Consider the following 11,778-nt stretch of genomic DNA (forward strand, 5'->3'; position numbering starts at 1 on the left):
CAATTAAAAATCTTTTTCCTCTTCATCCCAAAGGAAACCTTGCTTAGCGGGTGCCACCGTTGATGCATCGCCGAAAGATACAGTTCCTACATCATGCGTACCCTTGTCTTCATACGCTGTGCTAGACGGTGTGGTGGATGCACCTGCATTTGGACGTACGGACACGCAGATAAACTGTTCTGTACTAGTTTCAATGATTTTACACTCGGGCTTCAAGTAACCCAGTCTCTCTAATTGTTTTCGTCTCATAATTTTCTATGTTTTGAATGAATAAATCGTACTTATTTCCCTCTTGCGACTTGGCAAAAGGGCATAAAAAGAAGAACAAAGGGAACTCCGTAAAGTCCTTTGTTTACAAGGGTTACGACACGCTTCGCGCGCGCGTAGAATGGAAGAAAAAAAGTATAATTAAACGCTAGGTGCGCCTGTGTGTGTGTGTGTGTGTGTGTGTGTGTGTTAGCAAAATATCTGAAACTACCAAATATAAAGCACTAAAAAAGGCAAAGAAATTAAAGTTTCTTTGCTGCGCTGGATTGGCTGGATATGTCATTGCTAATTGTTTCACGGGCGCAAAGGTAAGACTTCTTTTTAGAATCGGCAAGAAAATCTAAAAGAAATATATAAATTAGACTGAATAATCCTGAAAAGCTAAGGTAACAGAAAGACGGTATAAGAAGATAGAAAGGCATAATAACAGATTCTTTTTCATCAATTCAAATGCGGTCATTAGAGCGTAAACAGACCTTATTGGATTGTCTGGAAAGCTACACTATTTAAAGAGTAACAAACGTTTTGCCCTAATGACCGATTGAAGTTAAATATAAAGCACAGACGCATCGAATGAACGAATGTCTTTCACGCAGGTGTACATCATCAGTTCTGAAAGTTGTTCGTTCATTTTTTGTACCTTCTCCTCAACTCCTTCTGCTCCTTGTTGTAGTAATGGTTTAAGGATTCCTCTGCCCACAGCAACCGCATCAGCCCCTAATGCAAGTGCTTTATAAGCATCGTAGCCTGTATCAATGCCACAGTCAACGAAGATTGCGATGCCACTTCCCTCCAATGCTGCCTTAATCTTAGGCAGAACCATCACGGGAGCAACACCGAAAGGAATACGTCCGTGGTGATGAGAGATTACAATCGCTGCACAGCCTGCCTCCTTACACTTCAAAGCATCCTGCACAGAGAGTACACCTTTGGCAACGAATGGAACTGAGCCTGCAGCCTTTACGTATTCTTTGAGGTCGGAACGCATGACAGGACCAAGTGGAATACCGTCTACAACATCATATTTTCCGTTTGTTCCTGGGACGTGATCAATGTCTACACCGACAGCTATCGCACCGTGTTTGACAGCAAACTGAATCTCATCAAGGATGATACTATGGTCAGCGAACGGCTTAATGATTCTCACTGTTCTTGCTCCTTCAGCTGCGATTTCGGCATATTCCTCGTTAGGTTCCATACCTACCCAGTTGACTGTATTCAGCTTTTTGGCAGCACGTGCATACTCTAACATTGGTTTCTTGCCGTCTTTCAACACCTTATTCAGATGCGAGAAGGCAGGCATCATAATTGGTGAATCGAACTCTTCACCGAAGATTATTGTCTTCAATGTTGGCTCGACGGCATCAATAACACGCATCTCCACATGGATAGAATCCAAGTAGTTGCGGTTAAATACATTTGCATCATCTGCTTTGCCACTTGTTACGGGTATCATTCCCGCTGGTCCTGGCCATGGACTCTTTACGTTATCGTTCATGTTCTTTAAATTTAGGAGTTAAGGAGTGAAAGGGAGTTGAAAGAAGTTAAGACAAATGTTATGATGTCTCAAGTCTAATGTTTGGATTTACTAAAACTATTATCTTAACCCCTTTCAACTCTCTTTCGTTCCTTAACTCCTTTGTATTATACTATTGTCTTAACTCCCTTTCACTCCTCAACTCTTTTGTATTATGCTATTGTCTTAACTCCCTTTCACTCCTTAACTCCTTAAATTTATATCAATAGCAATGTAATCAATGTGTAAACAATCATCGCTACCACGATAAAGATAGAGATGAAAGCCGACATAAAGCTTTCGTCATCCTCATCCTTGCATAGGCTTTCTATCTGTAGCGGTACAGGAAAACCTGTTGGACAAGCAAAGTAAAGTAGTACGCCAACGAGGAATATCTTCACTGCCATCAATTCAGGGAACAAGAGAAAGAAGGCTCCTACGATAGCCCCACAGAGCACAAGGCGCACCACTGTCAATGCCAAAAGTGGCTTGAGCTGTGCTGCCCGTAGGTGGAAACCATAGCCGAGCGTGAAGAGGATAATGCTCGCAATAGGTGTCATTGCCATATCCATCGTACCGTCATAGATTCTGTGAAGTTCGTTCTCCATAAGCCATTGGTACAAGCCCGACATATTGACGAGAATACCCACGATAACGGCAACGATAAAAGGGGCTGTAATAATTCGTTTTGCCATAGGCAAGAAAGCCACATCCTTTGATGTTTGGCGCGTGACGAGTGCTGGCACAAGTCCAAAGTTGATGAGGATACCAGCAACGTCAAAAGTGATGATATTCACAGCGTGTTCTGCTCCTACCAATGCGATATAAAGGGGTAGGGCAACGCTGCCTCCCTCACATGTCATCAGTAAGAAAGGTGCCAATCGGGCGTAACGACCGCTGATGGGCTTTGCTATGCTCTTACCTATCAGATAGACAAGAATCCAAGCGGCATCTAAAAAGAGAATCTCATAAATGAAATTCGTCGATAATTCTGCTTTCACAAGCACGTGAAAGACGAGCAGTGGGAAAAGAATATTAAATACCAATGACTTTGCTCCTTCGTTCTGTCCTGCTGTTACCCAACCTCTTCTGTGACTCAACCAACCGAGGAACATCATAAAGAAAACAGGAAAAAGAATCTCTATAGCTTTCATTTTTTTGCTGAATTTATCTAATTTGTATTTGTTACAAAATACAAATATAGACAAAAAGCATGATATTAGCAAATGAATAGGGGAAATAATGTAAGGAGAGCCTCACCCCCAACCCCTCTCCGAAAGGAGAGGGGAGTGATTACCGAAAAGGGTAATCGTAAGTCGATGTAGACGGAAGTTTCTTCTATATTAACAACAAATTGTAAGGTGTTATATTCTCCGCACTATTGGTGCTAAGCATCCGCACCATTGGTGTTTGCCGTTCGCACCATTGGTGCGGACCAATAACACGATGTTAAATAATAGCTTACAATGATAATAAAAGGGTGTTATTGGAATACAAAACTGGCACAGTAGGAATATGCTGTGCCAGTTGTTGGGGATAAAAAGATGTTATCTTTAATGCTTTTCTTTACAAATGTTTTTGCGGATTATCGTGTCGTAACCGTAAAGACCTTTGTCTCATGCGGTTGTAAGGTGGCTTGCCAAGCCTTACGCTGACGTGTTGTCTTGTGCTCCCATACGTCTCTGAAATTGTATTCCTTCGCATTGCCGAGGATAGAAAGTGGCAACTGAACACGCTGAGGAGTGTCAGAAGGATTCATGATGGCAATTGCTTGACCGTTTCCGTTTAGGTTTCTGAGGTACACACGACATGCACCAGGAAAGTCAACTCTATGAGCTGCCTCGCCAAGGGCGTCTTGGTTGATGGCAATAATCTCCTTATTGAGGAGGATGCGACGTGTTTCAGCGTTCTCGTTCAAGATGTCGTGGCTCACCGCTAAAGGTGAAGCGAACATACACCACATAGACATCTGTGTCTGATATTCAGTATAAGTACAGCCTACACCACCTAAATCACTTGATGGTCCACCCTTTCCGTCGAGTCCAACGACGAGCATATCCATGTCGAGCCAGTGACCTGGTCCTGCGTATTTATAAAGTGGTTCGGTAATGTCGATGATATCAATGATACCCATACCTCCCTGCTTCACGATATCTTTCCACATATCACGTACGTCATAGCTCACACGCCATAGCGAACCGCCAGCCTGACGAGCCCACAACTCAGGGTTCAGCTGTCCCCATTCGCAGACACCCAAGGCAATCTTACGACCTGAATTCTGTAGTGCATCAGCCATCTTCTTATAACGTTCGTGAGCAACAGCACTGTCAGAAGGTGCGTGGCAGTAGTCGTATTTCAGATAGTCTATTCCCCATTCAGCAAAGGTCTTGGCATCTTGTTCCTCAAATCCGTAGCTGGCAGTGTAGCCCGCACAAGTGAGCTGAGCGGCATCAGAGTAGATACCGAGCAGCAAACCCTTTGAGTGAACATAGTCTGCGAGTGCCTTTATTCCGCTTGGGAACTTCTTAGGGTCTGGTATGATATTATTGCGTTTGTCGCGTCCTCCCTGCCATGCATCATCAATGAAGATGTATTTATATCCAGCTTCAGCATAGCCATCAGCCGCCATCTTATCAGCAATTTGTCGGATAAGCTGTTCGTTGATATCCTCCTTATATTTGTTCCAGGTCATAAAACCCATTGGAGGTGTCAGTGCTAATGAGTCACGATTGGTAGCAGTCATGTGCAATGATGTCAGTAAAAAGGCTGCAATAAACAAAAGTGATTTGCGAAATTTAGATAGTTGCTCAATCATTATAATTATAATTTAGGAATTAGCTGATACTAAAAAATCCGCAGAATCATAAAGAATCCGCGGATTTTCTGTGTTGTCCCAGGCGGATTCGAACCACCACTGACAGAACCAAAAACTGTAGTGCTACCATTACACCATAGGACAATCTTGGGTGCAAAGGTAATGTTTTTTAGTTTAATGCCCAAATTTTACTGTATAATTTTGCGCATCTATAGGTCTTGTGCAGTAAATATTTACTGATAATACCTGTTTTACAGTATATTTCTTGCACTCCGTTTGGTGTTGATAAGATAAAATATTATCTTTGCAACATACATTAACTCGAAACTTTCTATCATTTTTTATGATACAAGCCTATGAAACCTATATCGTCAGTTATCATATTTTTGTTACTCGTTTGCTCGGCAGTATGGGCTGGCTTTGACAGCTATCACTGTGCTGAAACGGCTATTGTGCAGGATATGAATCAGGCTTTGTCGAAGACACTCGCTGGGAAACGTGAGGCGTGGATTACGCCCGATACCATACAAAGTTATCGACAACATTTACAGATAGCCGACCTTAGACGCCGTTCGTTTGTGTCATATGCGTTGGGTGAAGATAGTCATTCGTTGTGCAGTAGGCAGATGAAGTGGCAGTCGGGTGGTCATTCGCTTTTATTCCAAAGTTATGCTGATTGTTCCTTCGCTACGGTTTGGGGGTTGTCAGATCAGCGTTTACCGTTTGCTTTTCTCTTGTTATCAATGGTTTGGTTGGCTGCATCTGTCATGTATTTTCGTCGTCATCGCGCAGGCAGATTGGTGCTGGGTAGGATGGTATATGCTGCTTCTGATCATAGCTTTCGTGACTGGCATGGGGAGAAAATAGCCTTTACACCGATGCAACAGCAACTAATGGAGCTGTTTATCAATGCAACAGATAGGAAACTATCGAAGGCAGTTATCTGTGAAACACTTTGGCCTAAGAAACCCGATGCAAGCGAAACTCTCTATACACTTATCCGTCGTTTGAAGCCTATTGTCAGTGAGCGTTGCGGATTAAAGATTGTGGCTGACAGGGGTGATGGCTACCGATTGGAATAATCTTAAGTTCTTCAGTCCTGCTAATATTTCTTTAATAGGAAAGCCATATATAAAGGAAGCGTGAGAACTCCATCTTTTTCTCCTATATTATAATCCCCTAACTTTATAGCTTGACGTACGTGATACTTGTCGGGATGCTGTAATATAGTCTTGGTACTCTTCGTATTTCCTGTAGAAGCTTTTACTTCAACGAGAACACATTCATTTTACTTTTGTTTGTGATAGATGGTTTATTCTAAGTAAGTTTATTGATGTTTTTATTCCAGTTTGGTTTTACTTATATAATAAATCTATAAAGTACTCACTTTTTTGAATGACCTTTTGTTGGGTTTTTACACTTTTTCAAACGACTTTTTGTAAGTAATATACATTTTTACTAATGACATGTGCTGCAAATATAAATGATTGTTTTGAAAAATACAAATATTCTTCTCTAATTTAATACTACATTTATAAGCGTATAAGAGCTTAATGTATGTTCTCGAATTATATAGAAGTTTATTGCTTTAAAAATATGATTATTTAGAGATTAAAGTAAATGTCAGATAATTGTCAGTGATTATTTTTGCCCTAATAGTAGGTGGATTCTATCTTTGTAGCAAAAAACAAAGACTATGGAAAAAGGTTTATGGTTACTGCTACTATGCTTTCTTGCACTGCCAGTTGGTGCACAGAATGAGAAAGGAAACAGTGAGAAGGCAAAGAGTGTAGAGATGAAAGAGGTGACAGTTGAGGCTGCGCGAGTGACGAAAAAGATAGATGGCATGTTGATTGTACCGTCCGATGCACAGCGAGAAGCTGCAACGGACGGTTATAGTCTGCTTGGAAAGCTGTCTCTTCCACGTATCAGAGTAGACGAGGTGATGCGTACCATTGTACCTTTGACGAATAATGGAAGTGTTCAACTTAGGCTGAATGGCACTTTGGCAAGTAAGGAAGACCTGCTTTCGCTGGACCCAAAACTTGTGAAAAACATTGATTTCATCGATAATCCGGGCGTTAGATATGGTGACGGAATAGGCTATGTCATTGATATTCGGACGAAGCGTAACACCACTGGTTACGTGCTTGGGGCTGACTTATCGAATGCTGTCACAACGTTGAATGGTGATAATACGGTCTATGCAAAGCTCAATCATAAGAATTCAGAACTGGCTTTAACCTTCAATTCTTCTTATAATGACCATCGTGGTTTTCGGTCTTCAGAAACGGCTGATTATACCTTGAACAATGGAAGTCATTATCTTGTTTCACGCAATCAGACCGCTGGCAGAAGTCGTCGTTTTGGTAATCAGTTTGAGATAAAGTACAGTCTTGCAGACTCGGCTACCTATGTTTTCCAAGCGAATCTGTCAGTGGGAGGAGGCAATACGCCCGGTAATTATGCTGATTTTGTGTATCGGGACGGAACGATAGAAAAGTCTTTTCGTACGATTGATGTGGCAAGTAGTTTCGCCCCTACACTTGACCTTTACTTCTTTCATCAGCTTGGTAAACATCAGAGTATTACAGCTAATGTCGTTGGTTCAAGTATTTATACGGACAAGCGAGGATATAATGGAGAAGAAGGAGATTATGGCTATGAGGTAAATGGGCGTACTTGGTCGCTGGAGAGTGAAGCTATTTATGAGAATAAACTCAAACCTTTCACCCTTTCTGCTGGTTTAAACCACTCGATGACGTTTACCAATAATGAATATACTGGTGATGTCTCTGCTCTTAACAAGATGCGGAGAGGAGAACTTTATCTATTCTCTGAGGTGAAAGGAAGGTGGAAGCAATTAGGCTATTCGGCAGGTGTTGGGGTTGCTAATAAGACCTATTCGCAGGAAAACTATAGCTTTAACTACTGGACTTTCCGTCCAGAACTCACGTTGAATTACGATATTTTGACAGGATTAAATGCACGTTATACCTTTGAAACCTATCGTAGTGAGTCTTCATACGCTATGGTGAGCGATGCAAGAATCAGAGAAAATAGCCGTGAATGGAAGGTTGGAAACCCTAATTTGCAACCTTCAAGAGTCATTAAGAATATTGTGGATATAAGTTATAATGGTAGGCGTGTGAGCTGTGGTATGAATATGGAGTACCGACGTGTCCTTGGGAGCAATATGAGTGTGTATGAACGTACGGCAACAGATGAGTTTCTTTATTCACAACAGAACATTGGTAATATCATGATGTTTGTTGTTCAGAACTATCTTAGGTATGATGTTGTACCTGAACATCTGTCTGTAACACTTTTCGGAGGTATCAATCGCTTTTTTAATATCAGCAGTCTGTACCGTCATCATCTTACAAGTTACAACTATGGTGGTAATATTCAGGCTTATCTTGGAGGCTGGACACTCACGGGATATGCCGATAATGGTTGGAAATTTGTTGAAGGAGAGCATGAAGGAAGAAATGGTCCAGCAGTCTATTTGGGCGTTAGTTACAGGTGGGATACGTGTAGTCTATCACTCTTTATGCAGCATCCTTTCCAGCAGCATCCCGCTATACAGCGCGGTAAGGTGCTGAATGAAAACCTCTATAAAGAGTCTATTTATCGCAGCAGAGACTTGGGTAACATGATAACTCTTAGGTTCAGTTGGAAGTTATCAAAGGGTAAAAGCTATAAAGAGATTGATAAAAAAGTGCAGCATGAAGGGAATAAACAGACGAGTATTTTATAGTGGATAGCTGCAAGGATATCCTCTTTGGTTATTGAAAATACAATCTAACTCGTTATTGGAAAAGGTCTTTCTATTCAATTATCATGTTTCTGACCTGAAGACCTTTTCCCTTTTTAACTCTTCGACGAGGTAGATAAGTTTTTGAAAAATCATTACATAAAATCAAATAAAACATCTATAAATAAGGATAAAAATACGTGTAAAAAGCGGGTTTGTAACCATCAGGAAATCAGTTGGTTATAAAGTGGTGTGAGAAAAGGTGCTTAATAGGACTTCAAAAGGGTGTTAGTAAGGGTCTTAAAGGGCGTCTTTTGCAAGTCAATTAGGCGTCTTTTAGAAGCCAAAAGAGCATGTCTTGGTTTTGAGTTGAGTGAAAATAGTTTACAAAAATCAAAGATGTAGGGGTGGGATGTTTATGGAAGATGAATAGACATAGTATCAATTTGCATTTTATCCTATAGTTTATGTCCGCTTGTAAGGCTATCTAAATTGGGATAATTATACCATACAAGTGGATAAGTCTTTATCTATTTTCAATCTATGTTTTTAACGTAAGAACCTTTTTAAGGCTAAGATTAGAAGTCTTTTGAGTATTTATAAAACAAAAAAGGCAAGCCAAAGGCTTGCCTTAATATATTATGTAATATCTTTACATATTATTTGTTTACTGCGTCTGCCAACTCAGCACCAGCCTTGAACTTAGCAACCTTCTTAGCAGCAATCTTAATCTTCTCCTTTGATCTTGGATTAATACCCTCGTGAGCTGGGCGCTCAGTTGTAGCGAAAGTACCAAAACCTACGAGCTGTACCTTATCACCAGCAGCAAGTGCTTCCTTAATAGCTTCTGTAGTAGCATCCAAAGCTTTCTTAGCAGCAGCCTTACTAATCTCAGCGTTAGCTGCAATCTTCTCGATCAATTCTGTTTTGTTCATAATTTTGATTTATTTATTGATTAATTTTATGAGTGATATACAAGATTATGTTGCAAATATAGTTGTTTCCTTTTATAAAACAAATAAAATCATGGGAAAAGTGTAGAATTTTATAAAAAAAAGTCGTTATCTCGCTTATTTTCTGCTTAATACCGAGAGATTTTCGTAATTTTGCATTGTTTAAATGATATATTGTAAATAATAAGACATAACGTAAATGCGAAATATACCTATTGTAACAAAGAATCTTCTTATTATCAATATTCTGGTGTTTATAGCCACATACGTTTTAAGAGGATTGAATATTGATTTGAATGATATTCTTGGTTTACATTTCTTTTTAGCCTCTGACTTCCGTATCTGGCAGTTCTTCACTTATATGTTCATGCATGGTGGGTTTACCCATATCCTAATGAACATGTTTATGCTGTGGATGTTTGGTATGGTTGTTGAGAATGTATGGGGTCCAAGAAAGTTCCTTTTTTATTACATTGTCTGTGGTGTTGGTGCTGGACTTTGTCAAGAGTTGGCACAATATTGTACGTATCTCGTAGAGGGATTGGCTCATTTTGATTCCGTGAGAATTGGTACTACAGTTCTTCCTATGAATGTTTATCTGAATATGATGAACACTGTTGGTGCCTCTGGAGCCATCTATGGCGTGCTACTTGCTTTCGGAATGCTATTCCCAGAAGAGCGTATGTTCATCATTCCTATCCCTATTCCTATTAAGGCTAAGTGGATTGTTATGGGGTCAATTGTTGTAGAATTGTTCTCTGCGATAGGCACAAGCAATGACGGAGTAGCGCATTTGGCACACTTAGGTGGTATGCTTTTTGGTTTTATTCTTATCCGTTATTGGAAGAAGCATCCATATTCTGGCTATGGAGACTTCGGTATGAATCGGGGGCATCAGTTCTTTGATCGTATGAAGAATACGTGGGAACAACGTGGAGGGCGTGATTCTCGTAATGCTACGAATGGCAACAGTGAGTCTTGGTCGAACACTTCTCAGAGCAATAATGCTAATAATAGAAGTGATTGGGATTACAATGCCCAGAAGAAGCAACAGCAAGAAGAAGTTGATCGCATCCTTGATAAGATTCGTAAGAGTGGTTACGATAGTCTGACAAAAGACGAGAAACAAAAGCTCTTTGATAGTAGTAAAAGTTAAGTCGCTGGTCGATTGACAAAGAAATGAGTTGTTGGTTATAATAAAAATGTTCTTAATCAGCAACTTGTTAAAATATGAGTGGATAGGAATTTGTTAAAACGTAAAGTCTATCTGCTTGTTATATAACTACTTGGTAACTATTTATTTTATTCGTAAAGCTTAAAAAATACAGGGGTAGGGACCGCCTGAATGTTTCGAATTAAGATGTTTAGCAAATTTAAGAAGCTTACATATAGAATGTTGTTGGCAGCCAATATCATAGTGATTCTGTTGATGTTGTTTGTCGGAAATATAGGTAGGTTTAATCCTGTTGATTATCCCTTGTTGGCTAATTTAGGACTGGGCTTTCCGATACTCCTTGTGTTTAATTTTGTATTCCTTGTTGTCTGGTGTTTTCTCCGATTACGTACTATCTGGCTGCCATTGATAGGTTTCCTACTTTGTTATGGTCCTATCCGTACGTATTCACCATTCAATATTCCTGAAGATAAGCCACATGGCGCTATAAAAGTACTGTCGTATAACGTCTTTATGTTCTCTTCATGGAGCGAGCCAGATGCAAAGAAGAATCCGATTGTTGATTATATCGTTAAGAGTAAGGCAGATATTGTCTGTTTGCAAGAGGCACAAGCGACATTAGATGACAAAGATCATATCTACTCAACACTGAAGAAACACTACCCATATTTCAAGTTGATGATTAAAAAACACCCTGGTGCTGATTACATGGTATTGCTGAGTAAGTATCCAGTCCTTTGGCAAGATACTATCCCGTACGGCTCAAGTAGTAATCAGAGTGTGGCTTATATGCTTGATATTAAAGGGACTAATACACTCGTTGTGAATAATCATTTCGAGAGTAATGGATTGAGTTCTGGCGACAAAGAAGGGTTTAAGACACTCGTAAAAGGCGAACTGAAGACTGGCGAAGCAAAAAGACAATCAGTCCACTTAATCACTAAGTTAGGCGACGTTTCGGCACGTAGAGCACCGCAAGCGGAGACTGTTGCACGTTATGTTAAGAAATATCTTGATAAGAAAGTGCCTGTTATTCTTTGCGGAGACTTCAATGATAGTCCGTTAAGTTACACACATCGAACCATCGCAAAAGAACTGAATGACTGCTTTGTTGAGAGTGGAAACGGCCCCGGAATAAGCTATCATAAAAGTGGGATGTACTTCCGTATTGACCATATCTTTTGTTCCGACGATTTCGAGTCGTATGGGGCAAAGGTCGACAATAGTGTGACTACTTCCGACCATTATCCTATCTATTGTTGGCTTAAATACCGCCCAAAACCTTAAAAAACACAC

General features: G+C 40.2%; 9 protein-coding genes and 1 tRNA gene. 4 read left to right on the plus strand and 6 right to left on the minus strand.

The genetic code is table 11. From position 1 onward, the window contains the following. Window positions 1-3: 3 nt before the first annotated feature. The 5 genes from J4861_RS12340 to J4861_RS12360 form a co-directional block, all read right to left on the minus strand. Window positions 4-249, minus strand: a complete 246-nt coding sequence (locus J4861_RS12340) for a hypothetical protein (protein ID WP_211817072.1) — start codon at window positions 247-249, stop codon at window positions 4-6. A 565-nt stretch (window positions 250-814) separates the two neighbouring features. Continuing rightward, window positions 815-1,765, minus strand: coding sequence for an alpha-hydroxy-acid oxidizing protein (locus J4861_RS12345; RefSeq protein WP_211817073.1), 951 nt, complete (start codon window positions 1,763-1,765; stop codon window positions 815-817). Between the two features lie 236 nt (window positions 1,766-2,001). Then, the gene (locus J4861_RS12350; RefSeq protein WP_211817074.1) at window positions 2,002-2,937 is read right to left on the minus strand and encodes an AEC family transporter; all 936 of its coding nucleotides are present in this window, start codon (window positions 2,935-2,937) and stop codon (window positions 2,002-2,004) included. Between the two features lie 431 nt (window positions 2,938-3,368). Next, window positions 3,369-4,598 carry a glycoside hydrolase family 27 protein gene (locus J4861_RS12355; RefSeq protein WP_211817075.1) on the minus strand — a complete coding sequence of 410 codons (1,230 nt, stop codon included), beginning with the start codon at window positions 4,596-4,598 and terminating at the stop codon, window positions 3,369-3,371. 73 nt (window positions 4,599-4,671) lie between these two features. Further along, window positions 4,672-4,742: transfer RNA gene (locus J4861_RS12360), tRNA-Gln, on the minus strand. 212 nt (window positions 4,743-4,954) lie between these two features. Here J4861_RS12360 and J4861_RS12365 point away from each other — a divergent pair. After that, the gene (locus J4861_RS12365; RefSeq protein WP_211817076.1) at window positions 4,955-5,680 is read left to right on the plus strand and encodes a winged helix-turn-helix domain-containing protein; all 726 of its coding nucleotides are present in this window, start codon (window positions 4,955-4,957) and stop codon (window positions 5,678-5,680) included. A gap of 614 nt (window positions 5,681-6,294) precedes the next feature. Next, on the plus strand, window positions 6,295-8,358 hold the full coding sequence (locus J4861_RS12370; RefSeq protein ID WP_211817077.1) for a TonB-dependent receptor: 2,064 nt from the start codon (window positions 6,295-6,297) through the stop codon (window positions 8,356-8,358). 656 nt (window positions 8,359-9,014) lie between these two features. Here J4861_RS12370 and J4861_RS12375 read toward each other — a convergent pair. After that, on the minus strand, window positions 9,015-9,290 hold the full coding sequence (locus J4861_RS12375; protein WP_211805053.1) for an HU family DNA-binding protein: 276 nt from the start codon (window positions 9,288-9,290) through the stop codon (window positions 9,015-9,017). A gap of 217 nt (window positions 9,291-9,507) precedes the next feature. On the opposite strand from J4861_RS12375, the gene J4861_RS12380 reads away from it, so the two are divergent. Then, a complete protein-coding gene (locus J4861_RS12380; protein ID WP_211817078.1) occupies window positions 9,508-10,464 on the plus strand; it encodes a rhomboid family intramembrane serine protease in 957 nt (318 codons plus the stop codon). Window positions 10,465-10,668: 204 nt separating this feature from the next. After that, window positions 10,669-11,769: an endonuclease/exonuclease/phosphatase family protein gene (locus tag J4861_RS12385; RefSeq protein WP_211817079.1), complete on the plus strand. Its 1,101-nt coding sequence runs from the start codon at window positions 10,669-10,671 to the stop codon at window positions 11,767-11,769. The last annotated feature ends 9 nt before the right edge of the window (window positions 11,770-11,778 follow it).

The sequence above is a fragment of the Prevotella melaninogenica genome, assembly GCF_018127925.1.
Taxonomy (GTDB): Bacteria; Bacteroidota; Bacteroidia; order Bacteroidales; family Bacteroidaceae; genus Prevotella; species Prevotella melaninogenica_C.

Excerpts from the sequence above, each read along its gene's own strand:
- J4861_RS12340 (WP_211817072.1), bottom strand. The coding sequence starts at position 249 with ATGAGACGAAAACAATTAGAGAGACTGGGTTACTTGAAGCCCGAGTGT.
- J4861_RS12345 (WP_211817073.1), bottom strand. The coding sequence starts at position 1,765 with ATGAACGATAACGTAAAGAGTCCATGGCCAGGACCAGCGGGAATGATA.
- J4861_RS12350 (WP_211817074.1), bottom strand. The coding sequence starts at position 2,937 with ATGAAAGCTATAGAGATTCTTTTTCCTGTTTTCTTTATGATGTTCCTC.
- J4861_RS12355 (WP_211817075.1), bottom strand. The coding sequence starts at position 4,598 with ATGATTGAGCAACTATCTAAATTTCGCAAATCACTTTTGTTTATTGCA.
- J4861_RS12365 (WP_211817076.1), top strand. The coding sequence starts at position 4,955 with ATGAAACCTATATCGTCAGTTATCATATTTTTGTTACTCGTTTGCTCG.
- J4861_RS12370 (WP_211817077.1), top strand. The coding sequence starts at position 6,295 with ATGGAAAAAGGTTTATGGTTACTGCTACTATGCTTTCTTGCACTGCCA.
- J4861_RS12375 (WP_211805053.1), bottom strand. The coding sequence starts at position 9,290 with ATGAACAAAACAGAATTGATCGAGAAGATTGCAGCTAACGCTGAGATT.
- J4861_RS12380 (WP_211817078.1), top strand. The coding sequence starts at position 9,508 with ATGCGAAATATACCTATTGTAACAAAGAATCTTCTTATTATCAATATT.
- J4861_RS12385 (WP_211817079.1), top strand. The coding sequence starts at position 10,669 with ATGTTTAGCAAATTTAAGAAGCTTACATATAGAATGTTGTTGGCAGCC.